Annotated in this window: 19 protein-coding genes and 1 pseudogene; 8 read left to right on the top strand and 12 right to left on the bottom strand. The window is 64.4% G+C overall.

From position 1 onward, the window contains the following. Positions 1-17: 17 nt before the first annotated feature. The 5 genes from V3H18_RS12065 to ftsY form a co-directional block, all read right to left on the bottom strand. Positions 18-653, bottom strand: coding sequence for a bactofilin family protein (locus V3H18_RS12065; RefSeq protein WP_332082314.1), 636 nt, complete (start codon positions 651-653; stop codon positions 18-20). A gap of 105 nt (positions 654-758) precedes the next feature. Next, positions 759-1709, bottom strand: a complete 951-nt coding sequence (locus tag V3H18_RS12060; RefSeq protein ID WP_332082313.1) for a tyrosine recombinase — start codon at positions 1707-1709, stop codon at positions 759-761. Positions 1710-1768: 59 nt separating this feature from the next. Then, on the bottom strand, positions 1769-1912 hold the full coding sequence (locus tag V3H18_RS12055; RefSeq protein ID WP_332082312.1) for an oxidoreductase: 144 nt from the start codon (positions 1910-1912) through the stop codon (positions 1769-1771). A 235-nt stretch (positions 1913-2147) separates the two neighbouring features. Further along, positions 2148-2750, bottom strand: coding sequence for a septation protein A (locus tag V3H18_RS12050; protein ID WP_332082311.1), 603 nt, complete (start codon positions 2748-2750; stop codon positions 2148-2150). Continuing rightward, positions 2747-3805: a signal recognition particle-docking protein FtsY gene (gene ftsY, locus V3H18_RS12045; protein WP_332082310.1), complete on the bottom strand. Its 1059-nt coding sequence runs from the start codon at positions 3803-3805 to the stop codon at positions 2747-2749. Before ftsY ends, V3H18_RS12050 begins: the two co-directional genes overlap by 4 nt. 96 nt (positions 3806-3901) lie before the next feature. On the opposite strand from ftsY, the gene V3H18_RS12040 reads away from it, so the two are divergent. Both V3H18_RS12040 and V3H18_RS12035 read left to right on the top strand, forming a co-directional pair. Further along, positions 3902-4564: a MarR family winged helix-turn-helix transcriptional regulator gene (locus V3H18_RS12040; protein WP_332082309.1), complete on the top strand. Its 663-nt coding sequence runs from the start codon at positions 3902-3904 to the stop codon at positions 4562-4564. 103 nt (positions 4565-4667) lie between these two features. Continuing rightward, positions 4668-4904 (top strand): glutaredoxin family protein, encoded by a 237-nt coding sequence (locus tag V3H18_RS12035; protein WP_332082308.1) that lies wholly within the window; start codon positions 4668-4670, stop codon positions 4902-4904. 39 nt (positions 4905-4943) lie between these two features. Here V3H18_RS12035 and V3H18_RS12030 read toward each other — a convergent pair whose 3' ends face one another. Continuing rightward, on the bottom strand, positions 4944-5438 hold the full coding sequence (locus V3H18_RS12030; RefSeq protein WP_332082307.1) for a VOC family protein: 495 nt from the start codon (positions 5436-5438) through the stop codon (positions 4944-4946). Further along, on the bottom strand, positions 5419-5910 hold the full coding sequence (locus tag V3H18_RS12025; protein ID WP_332082331.1) for a MarR family winged helix-turn-helix transcriptional regulator: 492 nt from the start codon (positions 5908-5910) through the stop codon (positions 5419-5421). The genes V3H18_RS12030 and V3H18_RS12025 overlap by 20 nt, the downstream gene beginning before the upstream one ends. A 326-nt stretch (positions 5911-6236) precedes the next feature. Between V3H18_RS12025 and V3H18_RS12020 the strand changes: the two genes are divergently transcribed. The 3 genes from V3H18_RS12020 to V3H18_RS12010 all read left to right on the top strand — a co-directional run bounded on the left by V3H18_RS12020 (position 6237) and on the right by V3H18_RS12010 (position 8606). Continuing rightward, positions 6237-6701 (top strand): VOC family protein, encoded by a 465-nt coding sequence (locus tag V3H18_RS12020; RefSeq protein ID WP_332082306.1) that lies wholly within the window; start codon positions 6237-6239, stop codon positions 6699-6701. A gap of 154 nt (positions 6702-6855) precedes the next feature. Further along, positions 6856-7677: a hypothetical protein gene (locus V3H18_RS12015; RefSeq protein WP_332082305.1), complete on the top strand. Its 822-nt coding sequence runs from the start codon at positions 6856-6858 to the stop codon at positions 7675-7677. Between the two features lie 8 nt (positions 7678-7685). Then, positions 7686-8606, top strand: a complete 921-nt coding sequence (locus V3H18_RS12010) for an OmpA family protein (protein ID WP_332082304.1) — start codon at positions 7686-7688, stop codon at positions 8604-8606. Positions 8607-8675: 69 nt separating this feature from the next. Here V3H18_RS12010 and V3H18_RS12005 read toward each other — a convergent pair whose 3' ends face one another. Then, positions 8676-8987, bottom strand: coding sequence for a hypothetical protein (locus V3H18_RS12005; RefSeq protein ID WP_332082303.1), 312 nt, complete (start codon positions 8985-8987; stop codon positions 8676-8678). 469 nt (positions 8988-9456) lie between these two features. After that, positions 9457-9606 carry a helix-turn-helix domain-containing transcriptional regulator gene (locus tag V3H18_RS12000; protein ID WP_332082302.1) on the bottom strand — a complete coding sequence of 50 codons (150 nt, stop codon included), beginning with the start codon at positions 9604-9606 and terminating at the stop codon, positions 9457-9459. Positions 9607-10072: 466 nt separating this feature from the next. Here V3H18_RS12000 and V3H18_RS11995 point away from each other — a divergent pair, with 466 nt between their 5' ends. Then, positions 10073-10981: a hypothetical protein gene (locus V3H18_RS11995; protein ID WP_332082301.1), complete on the top strand. Its 909-nt coding sequence runs from the start codon at positions 10073-10075 to the stop codon at positions 10979-10981. 588 nt (positions 10982-11569) lie between these two features. Here V3H18_RS11995 and V3H18_RS11990 read toward each other — a convergent pair. Continuing rightward, a complete protein-coding gene (locus V3H18_RS11990) occupies positions 11570-12553 on the bottom strand; it encodes a beta-ketoacyl-ACP synthase III (protein ID WP_332082300.1) in 984 nt (327 codons plus the stop codon). A gap of 389 nt (positions 12554-12942) precedes the next feature. Between V3H18_RS11990 and rimO the strand changes: the two genes are divergently transcribed. Beyond that, on the top strand, positions 12943-14292 hold the full coding sequence (gene rimO, locus V3H18_RS11985) for a 30S ribosomal protein S12 methylthiotransferase RimO (RefSeq protein ID WP_332082299.1): 1350 nt from the start codon (positions 12943-12945) through the stop codon (positions 14290-14292). 63 nt (positions 14293-14355) lie between these two features. After that, a complete protein-coding gene (locus V3H18_RS11980) occupies positions 14356-14679 on the top strand; it encodes a hypothetical protein (protein WP_332082298.1) in 324 nt (107 codons plus the stop codon). On the opposite strand, the gene V3H18_RS11975 is transcribed toward V3H18_RS11980, so the two are convergent. Next, positions 14640-15275 carry a nicotinate-nucleotide adenylyltransferase gene (locus V3H18_RS11975; protein WP_332082297.1) on the bottom strand — a complete coding sequence of 212 codons (636 nt, stop codon included), beginning with the start codon at positions 15273-15275 and terminating at the stop codon, positions 14640-14642. The genes V3H18_RS11980 and V3H18_RS11975 overlap by 40 nt on opposite strands. Positions 15276-15444: 169 nt before the next feature. After that, positions 15445-16626, bottom strand: a pseudogene (locus tag V3H18_RS11970) (glutamate-5-semialdehyde dehydrogenase); the annotation flags it as partial. Positions 16627-16855 lie beyond the last annotated feature (229 nt).

The following is a 16855-nucleotide window of genomic DNA, read 5'->3' as shown; positions in this document are numbered from 1 at the left end:
AAGGCCGCGCGCGCGGCTTAAGCCGACTCCTTGCGGCCAAGCAGCAGGCGCCCGCCGACGCGGCGCCCTTCGCCTTCGGCGGCGACATAGAGAGCGCCTTTCGCGCCCCCGCCGCGCGCGTTGCGCACCGCTTCATTGATGCGCTCGATCGAGGCGTTCGACGGCTTGGGAAGCTGCGGCGCAGGAGGCGGCGCCGCCTCGACGCGCTCTATGCGCTCCGCCCGCTCCGGCCTTTCCTCGCGCGCCGCGGCCGCTCTTCCGGCTGCAAACTTGGCGGCGGCCGGTTTGGCCGCGGCGCGGTGATCCTCGACCTGCGTCAGATCGCCGGTGATGACGGCGCCTTTTTCAAGCTCGATGTCGCCATAGCTCACCTTGCCCTCGATACGGCCGGTGGCGCGCACGACGAGCGACTGCTTGACCTCGATCTGATCCGAAATCCATCCGCTGACGTCGGCTTCCGTCACGCTGACGCGGCCGCGAATGACGCCGCCCTGTCCAAGGAGAAGAAGGCGGGTGGAAACATCGCCCTCGATCGTCCCGTCCACCACAATGGCGTCGGGCGCGGAAATTTCGCCCTTCAGCGTAACGCCGGCGCCGACATAGGCGACATTTTCTTCATCCGGCCTGAAATCCGACGCCTCATGGATCGCCATCGCAAACTCCCGTCGCTGAATCATTTTTGCAGGCGGCGATCATACGTTGACGGAACCTTCGCATTCAATCGCAAAAGCCGCACGCCCCACGCCTTTGTCTCGCCTTCAGCGCGGTTTCGCCTCTTCCGACAGGGGATGAAGATCGCGCACCATGGCGCGCATGCGTTCGTCGAGCACATGCGTGTAAATCTGCGTCGTCGAAATATCGGCGTGCCCAAGCAATTCCTGCACGACGCGCAGATCCGCGCCGTTCTGCAAGAGATGGCTCGCGAAGGCGTGGCGCAGCGCATGCGGATGCAAAGCGGCGGCCGCAACGCCGGCCGCGCCCGCGAGCGTTTTGAGATCGCGCGCGAAAGCCTGCCGCGTCAAATGTCCGCTGTCGCTGTCGGAGGGAAAGAGGAAAGGCGAAGCGGCGAGCGCCGGCGCCAGCGCCTCCAGCAGCTTGCGATAGTCGAGGAGCGCGCGGCGCGCGCGCTCGGTCAGGGGCGCGAGGCGCTCGCGCCCGCCCTTGCCGCGAATGGCGACGAAAGGATCGCGCGCCCGCGCCGCGCTTTTGGGCAGCGAGACCAACTCCGAGACGCGCAGGCCGGTGGCGTAGAGCGTCTCGAGCAGCGCATAGAGCCGCACCGCGCGCAGCCGCTCGCGCAAAGGCCGCTTTTCATCGTCGAGCCCTTCTTTCGCCACGGCGAGCAGCCGGTCGACTTCGGCGATCGAGAGAACGCCCGGCGCGCTGCGCCCGCGGCGGGGGGCGTCGAGAGAAGTCGCCGGATCGTCGGCGCGATGCCGGTCGACATAGAGAAATTTGTGGAACTGGCGCAGCGCCGAAACGCGCCGCGCCGCCGTCGCCGCCGAGAGGCCGCGCGGCGCCAATGAGGCGAGATAGGCGCGCAAATCCTGCGTCGTCGCGGAGCCGGGATCGCGGCCCTCTTCGGCGAGATAGGCAATATAGTCGGAAAGATCGCGCCGATAGGCGTCCTGCGTATTGCGCGCGGCGCCGCGCTCGGCCGCGAGCATGTCGAGAAAGGCGTCGAGTTGTCGTGCTGCGCTCGGCTTCATGCGCTCACATCCGCGGATGTCGTTTCCGGCGGTTCGCCGGCGGGCCGGGAAGGACGGCCTTACTTATTGAGGCGCTGCGCCGGAATCGTATAGGTCATCTCGCGCGGCTGCGGCGTCACGAAAGAGACGAGCATGACCATGATTCCATAGCCGATCGCCACAAGGACGCCGACAACGATCAGAAAGCGAATGAGACTCGGCACGGAATCAACACAGCCCCCGGTAAAGCCTACGCCTTTATTCGCCCGAACGCGCCGCAATTGCAACCGCCGCCGAGGATTTAACGCTCCAACGCCGTTGATCGTAAAACTCAACGACCATCGCATCACAGAACGATAACTGAAATTTTTGCCTAAATGACCAAGGCTGGCGATAGTTACCGAATCGATAACGCCAGCGATATTCGATCGTCATTTGCCCAGATTGGCGGCGCGCGAGTCAAAAATGCGCTTCCGTATCCTCGTCCTCGGGGCGGATTTCATGGCGCATGATGAGCGGCGCCTGGGCGATCGCGAACATCAGCGTCAGCGGCAGAATGCCGAAGACCTTGAAATTCACCCAGTCGTCCGTCGTCAGCACGCGGCGCAGCACTTCGTTCAGCCCCGCGAGCGAAAAGAAAAACAGGCCCCAGCGCCAGGTGAGCTTGCGCCAGCCGGCGTCGTCGATGTGGATCGCCATGTCGAAGACGATGGGCAGCAGCAGCTTGCCGTAAAGCAGCGCGCCGATGAGTCCCGCGCCGAAAAGCGAATAAAGGATCGTCACCTTCAGCTTGATGAAGGTTTCATCGTGCAGGAAGTAAGTGAGCGAGCCGAAGACGAGCACCAGCGCGGCGGTCACGACCGGCATCGCCGGCAGATGTTTTGTGACCGCCCAGGAGACGCCGAGGGTGAGGACGACGCCCGCCATGAGCGCCGCCGTCGCGGTGAAAATGCCATATCTCGAATTGACGACGAAGAAGAGGAGCAGCGGCCCCAATTCCAGCACGAGCTTTACCCAGGGATTAAGCTTCTTCTTCGGTTGGACCGCCGTCTCTTGCGTCATATGTCTTCCCGCTCCGCCGCTGCTTCTTCTTCGAGGCCCGCAATCGCGCGGGCGAAATCGCGCGCCGCGAAGGGTTCGAGATCTTCCGCGCCCTCGCCGACTCCAATGAAATGGATCGGCAGGCCGTAGGTTTCAGCGATGGCGACGAGAATGCCGCCGCGCGCCGTGCCGTCGAGCTTGGTCATCACAAGGCCGGTGACCCCGGCGACGCGCTCGAAGACGTCGACCTGCTGCATGGCGTTCTGCCCCACCGTCGCGTCGAGCACGAGCAGCACGGCGTGCGGCGCTTCCGGCTCCGCCTTTTTCATCACCCGCACGATTTTTTCGAGCTCGGCCATCAGTTCGGCGCGGTTTTGCAGGCGCCCCGCCGTATCCATGAGCAGAATGTCGGCGTCCTGCTCCTTGGCGCGCCTGATGGCGTCGAAGGCGAGGCTCGCCGCGTCGGCGCCTTCGGCGCCCGAGACCACTTCGGCGCCGAGCCGATCGCCCCAGACCTTGAGCTGCTCCACCGCCGCGGCGCGGAATGTGTCGCCCGCCGCGAGAACGACCTTCTTGTTCTCGCCGCGCCATTTGGCGGCGAGCTTGGCGATGGTCGTGGTCTTGCCGGAGCCATTGACCCCGACGACGAGGATGATGAAAGGCTTCTTGCTCTCGTCGATTACAAGCGGCGCGGCGACCGGCGCGAGCGCGCGCTCGACTTCATGCGCGAGAATTTCGCGCACTTCCTCGGAGCCGATGTCGCGCTCATAGCGCGCCTTGCCGATCGCCTCGGCGATGCGGGTCGCGGCGCCGACGCCGAGATCGGCGCGCAGCAGCACGTCTTCCAGCTCTTCGAGCGTCAGCGCGTCGAGCTTACGCTTGGTGAAAACGTCGGCGACGCCCTGGGTGATGGCCTGCGAGGTGCGCGAGAGGCCGCCAGAGAGCCGCGACCACCAGGAGCGCTTCTCCTCCTCCTCCGGCGCAGCGGCCTGCGCCGGCGCTTCCTCCTGCGCCGCGTCGCCCTTGCCGAAGAGGCGCGAGAACATGCCGCGCTTTTTGCCGTCGTCATTGGTCATGCGGGCGGATGCCTACACCACTCGCCGGCAAAGGGCCAGAAAACTCGCGACGCCGCCGCTCTTGAAGTTAAATAGGATTCCTATATATCTATCTGCATGACGCAGACGGACCCCCTCGCCCGGAAATTGCGCGACGGATTGGAGCGCCTCGGCGCGGCGCTACGCGCCGACCAATGGGCGGCGCTCGCCGACGCGCCGCTCAATCCGACGCAGGCGCAGATACTGAATTTTCTGGTCAAGCGCGGCGGCGCGCGGGTCGGCGCGGTCGCCGCCGAACTGGGCGTCAGCCAGCCCACCGCGACCGATTCCATCGCCGCGCTGGAGCGCAAGGGCCTCGCGCAGCGGCGCGCCGAGACGAAAGACGGGCGTGCGACGCTCATCTTTGCAACGGCGCGCGGCCGCGCGCTGAACGAAACGCTGCAGACGCGCGTCGGCGCGACGGACCGTGCGCTCGCCGCGCTCGACCCGGCCGAACAGGCGCAGCTTCTCGCGCTTTTCATCAACCTCATTCGCAATTTGCAGCTTGAGGGCGCGATCGCGCCGCAGCGCCTATGCGTCACCTGCCGGCATTTCCGTCCTTACGCCCATGACGACGCGAACGCGCCGCATCACTGCGCCTTCGTCGACGCCGCCTTTGGCGGCGCGGCGCTGCGTCTCGACTGCCCCGATCACGAGGAAGCGAAAGAGGCGGAAGAAATCTGGCTGAAGTTTTCTCGCGGCGCGCCGACTGGCGACGCCGCGAGAGAAGCGGTCCCCTAAGGCCGCATAACCGGCGCCTGGCGCCAAAGGAAAGGCGGCTCGCCGGGTTGCAGCCGACGAACCGCCCGGGTCCCACTTCGCAGCACGAAGAAGGAACGACACTATGTCAGAGAAAGCGATCTTCTACCACGCCGGCTGTCCGGTCTGCGTCGACGCCGAGCGCAGGCTCGCCGAAAGCCTCGACCCGCAGAAATTCGACGTCGAGATCGTGCATCTCGGCCAGGACAAGGGCCGCATCGCCGAAGCCGAGCGCGCGGGGGTGAAATCCGTGCCGGCGCTGGTCATCGCCGGCCAGCCCTATCACATCAATTTCGGCGCGGAGCTTTCTGCGCTGAAATAAGTGCGAGGCGAGCGGGCCGGCGAACCGGCCCGCTTCTCCTTACGCCGTCGCTTCGGCGCAGCCCTTCGTCATCGCCTCGCGTCCCGCCGCCGCGATTTCTTCCGGCGTTAAATCGCGCACATGCGTCGCGATGGACCATTCATGGCCGAAGGGATCGACGACCTTGCCGTAGCGGTCCCCCCAGAACATGTCGGCGACCGGCATTTTAACCGTCGCGCCGGCGGCGACGGCCTGCGCGAAGACGGCGTCGACATCCTCGACCATGAGATGAATGGTGACGGGCGAACCTTTCAGCGACTTGGGCCCCAGAGCGCCCCATTCCGGCATTTCGTCGACGAGCATCACCATGGAGTCGCCGATCCGCACGGCGCCATGCATCAGCCGCCCGTCGGGACCGGGCAGGCGCATCATCTCCTCTGCGCCGAAAGCCTTTTTATAAAATTCGATCGCGTCGGCCGCGCCGGCGCAAATGAGATGCGGCGTGACCGAGCGCATACATTGGGAATTCTTTTCCTCATTGGCTTGGGCGTTCATGAGTTTCTCTCCTTGCTTGCGGTTTGGATTCAGCCCCTAATTTCTTAAGAGATTTACGCAGCCTATCCGCCTCGCTTGACGATAATTCGGCCTCAACTGCGCCATGTTCCTTGCGCCAGATCGGCGCCGCGGCGGCGAGCGCGGCGCATCCCGCATCGGTCAAAAAAAGTCTTCGCGCGCGGCGGTCTTCTTCGTCCGCCGCGACGCGCACGAGGCCGCGCCGCTCCAGCGATTTTAGCGCAGCGGTGAGCGTCGTGCGATCCATGGCGAGAAAATCCGCGAGCCGCCCCAGTGTCGGCGCCTGCGGCGCGCAAAGCGCCATCATCAGCGAGAACTGCCCATTGGTGAGGCCAAGCGGCGCGAAGGCGCGGTCGAAGCGGCGCGCGAGAAGGCGCGCGGCGCGCTGCGTCGCAAGGCAGAGACAGGCGTCGCGAACCTCATGAACGACCTCTAGCGGCAGTTTTTTCGGCATGACTTCTTTGACAGCGCGCATTTATGTTGATATCAACATTTATCGGTCTTGTCCAGTTTTTCGTTCGAGTCGCAACTGGATGAAGCGCAAACATCCTCGTCCTCATGCTGAGGAGCGCCTGAAAGGCGCGTCTCGAAGCACGAGGGCGAGTTCCAGAGGGCGACGCTCCGACCCGAACCTCGACCGCTACTGTAACGTAAGCTCCCAGTGCTGCGAGATGAAGGTTTCCTCGTCCTTCGAGACGCCGCCTTCGGCGGCCCTCAGGATGAGGAAACCTTCACCCCATCGCTCGTTGGGAATGACAGACACGAAATAAGGAGCCAGCCATGCAAGCCAAGGTCAGAACCTGTCTCGCCTATAAGGATCAGGCGGAGGAAGCCGCGCGCTTCTATGTCTCGCTTCTCCCCGGATCGGAATTCGAAGGCGCCTTCCGCCGCGAGCCGAACGGGCCGGCGCTGCTCGTCTCCTTCACCCTCGCCGGGACGCCCTATCAGGCGCTGAACATGGGCCGCGAGACGACCCATAACGAATCCTTCTCGATCTCGGTGATGACCAAGGATCAGCGCGAGACCGACGAACTTTGGGAGAAGCTGCTCCAGGGCGGCGGCTCTGAAATCCAGTGCAGCTGGCTGAAGGACCGTTTCGGAATCCATTGGCAGATCGTGCCGGAAGCCCTGCCGCGCATGTTCATGGATGAAGATCGCGCCGCCGCCGGACGCGCCTTTCAGGCGATGCTCGGCATGGTGAAGATCGACCTCGCCGCTGTCGAAAAAGCGTTCGCGGGGCGCTAGCGCGCGGCGTTTCCCATGCAGACGCAACGGACTCTCATCATTGCGCCGCTCTCGCCTCACGCGCGCGATATGTGGCGCAGCACATCTCGCCGATCGAGGCCCGGCCTAGGCTCACGCGCCCAGGCGGTTCCAGACTCGATCCGAGGAGATGAAGATGATCAAACGCAACTTCGCCTCAGCGCTTCTGCTGAGCGCCTTGCTCCCCGCCGCAGCTTATGCGGAAAATTTCTCGACGTCGGTTCTCGATCCGAGCGCCCTGCCCTCTAACGGCGTCGTCGCGGGGAGCTATCCCGTCGGCGGCGGCGCGGCGAATTATTATTTCGCCGTCGATCTGAAGCCAGGCGCGCTCGCAAGCCAGATCGCGGCGCAAGGCGGCGGCGACTATAAGACGCTCACCCTCGCGCTGCTCGACGGCTCGGGCCGCAAGCTCGACTCCTACTACATCACCGCCGGCGCCGACGGCCGGGAAGCGACGCGCGTATTTCCGGTCGACGCGGGCGGGCGCTATATCGTCCGCGTCACGCCGGAGGGGCCGGAGGCGGGCGCGTTCCGCGTCGCGCTCGGCGGCTCGGCGGCGCCGGGCCTGCAGCCGGCCGAAGCGGCGGCCGGCAATTCGCAATCCTATTTCAACCCGACGCCCCTCCCCGCCGACGGCGTCATCAGCGGCAAATTTCCGGGCGGCGCCCACGCCTCCTATTATTATCTCGCGGGCGATCTCAAAGCGGGAAATCTGATGACGCAGATCACGCTGACGGGCCGCCCCGGCGCGATGAAATGGGCGTCGCTGGAGCTTCTCAACGAGCAGGGACGCGTCGATCAGGAATATCATCTGTCGCGCACCGACGCGAGCGCGGACGCGACGCGAAGCTTCGCCATCGACCGCACCGGCAAACATGTTCTGCGCCTCACCGTGCAAGGCGGCGAGACGAGCGCGTATAAGATCGAATTCGGCGGCGACGCCCTCGCAGCGAAGTGAGGCCCGCCATGCGTAAATTGACAGCCTCCCTCGGCGCCCTCGCGCTCGCCGCGTCACTCTCGGCGGCCTCGACCCATGCCCTCGGCCAGGATCTCTCCACCTCGATCATGCGTCCGACGGCGATCGATCCGTCGACGGGTTCGGTGTCCGGGAGTTTGCCGGGCGCGAGCGGTCCGCGCTCCTATTATGTCGCGATCGACGTCGCGCCCGGCGATCTTATCGCGCAACTGCTGCTCGCGGGGCGCGAAAGGGGCGAGCGGCGCCTCACATTGGAGCTGCTCGACGGCTCCGGCGCGGTCGCCGCTTCCGCCTTCGTGCGCGCGGCGTCGGGCGCCAAGGACGAAACGACGAAAAGCTTCCCGATCGACTCTTCCGGGCGGCGCGTTCTTCGCGTCACCGTCGAGGGCGAGGAGACCGGCGCCTTTTGCGTCATGATCGGCGGCCCCGCTTTTCCTTCCGCGCATGCGCAGCCCTGCCCCGCCATGGCGGCCGCGAAGGAGGCCGTCGCGTCATCCGCGCCGCCGCCGAAAGCGGTGGAGGTCATCACCACGAAATGCGAGGAGCGCTTGCGCGTCGGATCGGACTTCCTCTTCGATTTCGATCACGCGGATTTGCGCGCGGAAGCGGCGCCGGCGCTCGCCGAGCTTCAGGAGCGCATCGGCGCCGCTGGAAAACTGGCGACGATCGAAGGCCACACCGACGCCATCGGCTCCGAGGGCTACAATCAAAAACTCAGCGAACGCAGGGCCTCGGCGGTGCGCAATGCGCTCGTCGGCCGCGGCCTCGCGCCCGACGCGCTAGCGACTCGCGGCTTTGGCAAGAGCAAGCCTGTCGCGCCGAACCAGAACGCCGATGGCTCCGACAATCCGCAGGGACGCGAAAAGAACCGCCGCGTCGAGGTCGTCATCAACACCTGCGGGCGAAGCTGATCAGCCGCCGATCATAAGAGCGCCGCCGTTGCGCGGCGGCGCTTAAACAGGGTTTCGTGGCGCGCCAGATTAAGCTGAGCGGGCCAACGGATGGGCGGCGTCGCCTTTGGCGGCGACGGCGTTCCATTCCTTCTCCCAGAAGTCGGCGACGCCGAAGCGCGCAATGACGGCGCCCTTGTCGTCGAGAATGATCACCTCGTCGAAATCGACGACGTCGAGCGCCTTCGGGCTGCTCAACTCCATTTCGAAGAAACGGTTGACCTCGGCGATGACGCTCGCGGCGTCGGATGCTTCGCGCTCATATTCGCGCAGCGCCTTCAGCTTGACATGTCCGCCTTCGGTCTCGATGAATTTGACTTCACGAACGCGATAAATAGCCATTTTCTTACCCTCGCTGTCGCTGGGGCGCATCAGGGTCAAATTGGCTGCGCCAGCCTCGCGTCAAGGGGACAGCGGAACCGTCGCTGTCGAACGCGAAGCAAAGCTGTCATTCCCGACGGCGCCGTGGCGAGGGGCGTTGACGTCATTCCCAACGCGCGCGCTTGGGAATAGGCCTCGATGTCATTCCCGACGCGCGCGTCGCGCGCGATCGGGAATCCAGAAAAAAATCATTCGTGAATTTGCTCTGGATTCCCGATCAGGCCTTCGGCCTGTCGGGAATGACGCTGGAGAGCGCCATCGCTGTTCGCGCCCTGATGCTGAGGAGGCTCCGCAGGAGCCGTCTCGAAGCGCGAGGGCGCGTTCCAGAGGGCGCATGAAGGTTTCCTCGTCCTTCGAGACGCGGCCGTCGGCCGCTCCTCAGGATGAGGAAACCAACCCATCGTTGGCGCTGCGGCTCAACCCACCGGCGTCACAGAAAGCCGCACTTGGCTACTTCAGCCAACGCGGAGAGAAGAACGTCAGTGTTCTCGTCTTCGGCGGCGGCGGTAAGATATTCCGCGATGACCTCATCATTATCGAGATAATCCGCCACGTTGAAGGTCGCAAAATCGGTGGTCATTTTGGCCCCTTCAACTCTCAGGCCATTCTCTTCACCTTCTGAGTGGCCCGCTTTCAGCGAGTCTGGAAATAGTAAGCAACAACTGCTACATTACTTCGTGAAACTAGGACCGCATCGACGGCCCCGGTTTCGCTCAATAGCTGGCTCCCCGGCCAGGATTCGGACCTGGATTGCCTCACTTGTAACGGCGGGCGTCCTACCATTAGACGACTGGGGAAATATTGCGCAGGGCCGTTGCCTTTCCTTCGCGGGGATCGGGGCAGCGGCCCTTCCTTTTGTCCTCGCCCCGGCGTCGTCGGCTAGCCGGCGCGGGGCTCTGTCTCTTCTCATGCCTCTTCTCTCTAGCCTTTCGTATTTTAGCAGGCCGCCGCGCACTAGCAAGAACTTTTTATGAAATTTCTCCATAAAGTTCCGTTGACCGCAGCTATAAAGTTCTTTATAGAGCGAATCTGCTAGGAGAAGTGTCATGGCAGAGATTCGCGAGCAGCCCCAACGTTTCCCATTTATCCCGCTGCGTAAGGCTATTGATCGCGCTCGCGATCTATGGGCGGCGATCGGGGACCACTCGGCCATATCCTCCGATGTTGTGAAAATCTGGGGGTATAGCGAAAAAGCTAGCGGCGGCATCCAGACTATTGCGGCGCTCCGCTATTACGGGCTGATTGTTTCCGTAACCAGCGGCCATGTCCGGAAATTGAAATTCTCAGACCGTGGACGCAACTATTTTTTGGACGAGCGCCCGGAGAAACACGCCGAGGCGCACAAGTTCTTTGCGCTGCATCCAAAGGCCATGATGGCGCTTTGGGAAGAATGGAAGGCCGCGCCACCAGCGGAACCAATTGCTAGGAGTGCGCTTAAGGTTGACTTTGGTTACAGCGAGAACAACGCCCGAGAACTTTTAGCCATATATCTCGACAATATTCAGTTTGCTGAGCTAGGGAATGCTGATAAAATTTCTGCTGGTGAGGCGGATAGCGCCGAGCCGGAGGATGAGCCGGTGGAAAATTTATCGCAAAGGTCGGAATCTGCGCGGGTTGAGTCCACCGCGCCCGTTGGCGGGAAGCGGTCTGAATATCGGGTTGGAATGAATTTCTTCCACGATCAGCCTCCTGCTGGAATGCGGCGAGAGGTTATTACGCTCGATGAAGGGGACGTTGTAATCACCTTCCCGGACGGGCTGTCACCGCAAAGTTTTGGTGATTTGAAGGACCATCTCGATCTCTTCATCAAGAAAATGCAGCGGCGCGCCAGTGCTATGGCGGCGCTTACGCCAGATGTGAAGGCCAAGCTAATCGCGGCCGGGATACCTGCCGAGAAGCTCGAAAACCTTTCGCTGGACCAGATCGGCGCGCTTGGAGCGCTATCCGATAATTGAGAGGGCACCTACTCGATAAAACAGAGAGGTAGGTAATTAGGACACCTCTCCTCAAATTGGGACAGCACCCGCGCCGGTGCGAGTCAAATGAAGCGCGGGCGACCAGCCAAGAAGCAGCCCCCTAGGCCTCTTGACATCTCCTGAATAAATTCCTATTCTCCTCCCGCCTTCGTCAAGGCAAGGGCGCCGTCCGGGTCGGGCGGCGTCGGCGAAGGACGGATCCGGCGGAGCGAACGACCCGCGTTCTCCGGTCCGGCGGCGCGTCGCCTACTCAGGCTTCTCCTTCGCGCGGAGACGCCGGGCCCCAAAAGTCGCAAGACCTCTTTGGATCAGCCCGGGCGGAAACTAGGAGCCTGAGCCCAATATCCGAGATTGGCGCGGGGATAGACTACCCTAACCGGGGAAAAATCCCTCAATCCGGAGGCGACGGGAGAGACGCGATCCGTGTCCGGGACGAGGCCGGCGCCGAAGACATTTTTTAGCGCTGCGGCCAAACGGCGGCCGGAGCGTCCCGGACCGCTTGCCCCGCGCGTTTCGAGCGGCGGGAAATATTCCTATGGGCGATGGCGCGCGCCTATTGCGGCGCGCCTACCAGCGCAGCACCGCCCCGCCCCAGGTCATGCCGGCGCCGATCGCCATCATGGCGATCACGTCGCCCGGTTTGAGCTTGCCGGCGCGATTGGCCTCGTCGAGCGTGATCGGCATCGAGGCGCTCGACGTATTGCCGTAGCGGTCGATGTTGATCCAGCATTTTTCCAGCGGCACGCCGAGATTTTGCAGCGCGGACTCGATAATGCGCTGATTGGCCTGATGGGCGATGACATGGGTGATGTCCGCCGCCGTCAGCCCCGCGGCTTGCAGCGTCTCGGCGACGATCTCGGGCAGCAGCCGTATCGCGACCTTATAGACCTCGCGCCCGCGCATTTTGATCTTGTCCGCCTTCTCCTCCAGCATTTCGCTCGAGGGCGGGCGGCGGCTGCCGCCGCCGTAAATGCCGAGGATGCCGGTCATCGAGCCGTCGGTGCGCAGCTTCGCGGCGAGGACGCCGCGCCCCTCTTCCTCCGTCGCGCCGAGCAGAATGGCCCCGGCGGCGTCGCCAAAGAGCACGCAGGTCTCGCGATTGCTCCAGTCGACGAAGCGGCTGAGCGTCTCGGCGCCGACGACGAGCGCGCGCTTCACCTGGCCGCTTCTGATGAACTGGTCGGCGATGGACAGCCCATAGAGCGAACCAGCGCAGGCGGCGCCGACATCGAAGGCGAAGGCGTTCTTCGCGCCGAGCCGCGCCTGCACGAAGGCGGCGCAGGAGGGCGTCGGCGTATCGCCCGTCACCGTGCAGACGACGATCATGTCGACGTCTTCCGGCTCGACGCCGGCGAATTGCAGCGCTTCGCGCGCGGCGGCGGCCGCAAGGTCGGAGGTCGCTTCGTCGTCGGCGGCTATTCTGCGCTCTTTGATGCCGGTGCGGCTGACGATCCACTCATTGTTCGTCTTGACGATCTTTTCGAGGTCGGCGTTGGAGAGGATGCGCCGCGGCGCATAAGACCCCGTTCCGAGCACTATGGAATTCGGCAAGGCGACTCGCTTTCTTTGAAGAGCATTTCCGCCGCAGCAGGCGCCAAAGCGGGCTCCGGCCCGGCTCCGCCCGCGAGGCGGTATTTCATTAAGAGCAGCCCAGCCCAAGCGCAAATCTTCTTTTCCGCGCGCCTGCATGCCGCCGAAATGATTGGCGTTTTTTTATACGCCCCTGTTTGGGCGCGCATAGAAGCGCGGCCTCAACCATTTCTTAAGCGCGGCGACTCTAATTCTCCCAGCCTGCCGGGGGGCGCCTGCCGGAGTATATGCGTTCATGATCCAGACCATCGTCTTCGCCGCCGTCGCGCTTTACGCCCTCCTCGGGGCGCTGCTCGCCTAAACGCGCGCCGGCGATTTGCAATGCCGGCCGCCGCATGGCAAGGGGCGCCATGCAGGAACGACAAAGCCCGCAAGGCGGCGCCCCGCGCGTCTCATTCGTCTCGCTTGGCTGTCCCAAGGCGCTCGTCGACAGCGAGCGCATCGTCACGCGGCTGCGCGCCGAGGGCTATGAGCTCGCGCGCGGCCACGCCGGCGCCGATGTCGTCATCGTCAACACCTGCGGCTTTCTCGACAGCGCCAAGGCCGAGTCGCTGGCGGCGATCGGCGCCGCGCTCAACGAAAACGGCAAGGTGATCGTGACGGGCTGCATGGGCGCCGAGCCCGAAGCGATCGCCGAGCGCTTTCCGCAAGTGCTCGCCATCACCGGCCCGCAGCAATATGAAAGCGTGGTCGAGGCCGTGCATCGCGCCGCAGCGCCCGCGCACGACCCTTTCCTCGATCTCCTGCCCGAACAGGGCGTGAAGCTCACGCCGCGGCACTACGCCTATCTGAAGATTTCCGAAGGCTGCGACAATAGCTGCTCCTTCTGCATCATTCCGCATCTACGCGGGCCGCTCGTCTCGCGCCCGGCGGCGGAAGTCTTGCGCGAAGCCGAAAAGCTCGCGCGCGCCGGCGTGAAGGAATTGCTGGTCATCTCGCAGGATACGAGCGCCTATGGCCGCGACATTCGCTACGCCGAAAGCATGTTCGGCGAGCGCAATGTGCGCGCGCGTTTTCTCGATCTCGCGCGGGAGCTCGGCGACCTCGGCCTCTGGGTGCGGCTGCATTACGTCTATCCTTATCCCCATGTCGACGAGATCATGCCATTAATGGCGGAGGGGAAAGTGCTCCCCTATCTCGACATTCCGTTCCAACATGCGGCGCCTAATGTGCTGAAAGCGATGAAACGGCCGGCGAATGAAGAGAAGACCCTGGCGCGCATTCGCGCCTGGCGCGCGGCCTGTCCCGATCTTGCGCTGCGCTCGACCTTCATCGTCGGCTTTCCCGGCGAGACGGAGGAGGATTTCGATTATCTCCTCGACTGGCTGGAGGAGGCCGAGATCGACCGCGCCGGGGTTTTTAAATATGAGGCGGTCGCCGGCGCGCCGGCCGAGGCGCTGGGCCTTCCCGCCGTGCCGGAGGACGTGAAGGAGAGGCGCTGGCGCCGCTTCATGGAAAGGCAGCAAAAGATCAGCGCGCGGCTGATGAAGCGCAAGGTCGGCAAGCGCCTTTCCGTCATCATCGACGAGCCGGGCGGCGGGCCTTCCGGCGCGCTGGCCAAGGGCCGCACCAAGGCCGACGCGCCGCAGATCGACGGCGCCGCCTTTATCGCATCGCGGCGCCCGTTGCGCGCCGGCGACATCGTCACGACGAAAATCGAGCGCGCCGAGGCCTATGACGTCTATGGCGCGACGGCGTAGCGACGCCCTATATTGGGGCCAAGGGTTAAGAGCCAGGACCACGAGAGCTCGGGAGAATTCGCCATGACCGAAGAACCAAAAAACGATCTGACGCCGCAGGACGAGCCGCCGGGGATGCCTCAAGACGAGCCGCCGGCGCAGAACCAGCTGCCGAAGTTCGTCATTCCGCGCAGCCTTTATATCGCGACCGCGCTCATCGTCGTCGGCTCCTTCGCCCTCACGCTCTTCGTGCGCAATCCCTATACGCAATCGGTGACCGAAGGCGGCGGCTTTTACGAGCGCAGCACGGATAATTCGGCGCTGATGTGGGTCGCGATCTTCGTCGGCATTCCTTTGAGCTTCTGGGCCTATAAGCGCTGGATCTTGCCGTTGTTCGAGCGCAAATAGCTTTCGCGCAATTCGGTCGACGAGCGCTCGATCCGTCGCCCGTGCAGATAAATGAAGGCGGGCGGCGGCGTGACGGCGAGAAGCGCCGCTTCCTTTTCGGGAAGCCGCGCGCTTTTAAAATAAACCGCGGCCTTGGCGTTTGCGGCCTTGAGCGTCGCCCCCGGCCGGTCGATGATGGCGATGGGCATGCTGCGCGCGATCTCTTGCCATCGCCGCCAGCGATGGAATTGCAAGAGATTATCGGCGCCCATGATCCAGACGAAGCGCACGCCGGGACAATGAATGCGCAAATAATCGAGCGTGTCGCAAGTGAAACGCGCGCCGATCTCGGCTTCAAATCCGGTAAAGGCGACGCGCGGATCACGCAGGATTTTTTTCGCCGCGGCGATCCGCGCCTCTATCGACGGCAATTCGCTCGCGTCCTTCAGCGGATTGCCGGGCGAGACGACCCACCACAAGCGATCGAGTCTTAGCCTTGCGAGCGCGATGCGCGAGACGAGCGCATGGCCTTCATGCGGCGGATCGAAGGAGCCGCCGAAAAGGCCGATGCGCATGCCGGGCGCGTGAGGCGGGAGACGCGGGAAGGGCGGCGTCATGCCATACCCGGTTGAACAGCCCGGATGTCGTTCCCGACGCTTCGCGACAGCGAAGCGATCGAGAATCCAGAGCAAGGCCAGCATTCGTGGATCGGCTCTGGATTCCCGGTCAGGCCTTCGGCCTGCCGGGAATGACATCCCTGGCCGACGCCGTGCGAATAAACGGCGCTCACCCCCGCACCTGGCCTTCGCCATGGACGCGATATTTGAAGGAGGTGAGCTGTTCGACGCCCACCGGCCCGCGGGCGTGCATGCGGCCCGTGGCGATGCCGATCTCGGCGCCAAAGCCGAATTCGCCGCCGTCGGCGAATTGCGTCGAGGCGTTGTGCAGCACGATGGCGGAATCGACCTCGTTCATGAAGCGCCGCGCCGCCTCTTCGTCGCGGGTGATGATGCAATCGGTGTGATGCGAGCCATAGGTCTCGATATGCTCGATCGCGCCCTCTAAACCATCGACGACGCGCGCGGCGATGATCGCGTCGAGATATTCAGCGCGCCAGTCCTCTTCGCTCGCTTGCTTGACCCGCGCATCGGCGGCTTGCGTCGCGGCGTCGCCGCGCACTTCGCAGCCGGCGTCGATGAGCATGGCGACGAGCGGCGCAAGATGCGTCGCCGCGCAGGCCTTGTCGACGAGCAGCGTCTCCGCCGCGCCGCAAATGCCGGTGCGGCGCATCTTGGCGTTGAGCAGCACGCGCTTCGCCATGTCGAGATCGGCGTCCTTGTGCACGAAGACATGCACGATGCCTTCGAGATGCGCGAAGACCGGCACGCGCGCCTCATGCTGCACGCGCGCCACGAGATTCTTGCCGCCGCGCGGCACGATCACGTCGATATTGCCGTCGAGGCCCGCAAGCATGGCGCCGACGGCGGAGCGATCCGCCGTCGCGACAAGGGAGATCGCCGCCTCGGGGAGGCCTGACGCCTTAAGCCCGGCGACCAGGCAGGCGTGAATGGCGCTAGAGGAGCGCAGGCTCTCGGAGCCGCCGCGCAGGATGGCGGCGTTGCCGGCCTTCAGACACAGCGCGCCGGCGTCGGCGGTGACGTTCGGCCGGCTCTCATAGATGACGCCGATGACGCCGAGCGGCGTCGAAACGCGCTCGATCTTCAACCCATTGGGACGCTCGAACCGCGCCAGCACGCGCCCGACGGGATCGGGCAGATCGGCGACCTCTTCGAGGCCGCGCGCGATCGCCTCGACACGGGCGGGATCGAGCGTCAGCCGATCGAGGAAGGCGGGCGCCGTGCCGCGCGCCTTCGCCTCGGCGACGTCGAGCGCGTTGGCGGCGAGAATAGCGCCGCTCTGGCGGCGGATTTCGACCGCCCCGGCGCGCAGCGCCGCGTTCTGGCGCCGCCAGCCCTCGACGAGCGCCGCGTCCTCTGGATGCTGGAGAAGATGGTCCTCGACCTTGCGACGCCGTTCGGGATCGAGCTCTCCGTCGACGAGCGCATGGAGATCGGCTTCTTCGATGAAGGCGGACGGCGTCACGCGCGCCTCTATTTCACGACGCGCAGGTGCGACGCGCCCCGACGGCCGCTCTCGGCGGAGGACGCGAGGGGGCGCAGGCCCTCGGCGCCGAGCC

It is taken from the genome of Methylocystis borbori (assembly GCF_036576025.1).
Lineage (GTDB): Bacteria > Pseudomonadota > Alphaproteobacteria > Rhizobiales > Beijerinckiaceae > Methylocystis > Methylocystis borbori.
Note: the sequence above shows the minus strand (reverse complement) of the source record. Positions and strands in the feature narration are given on the sequence as shown.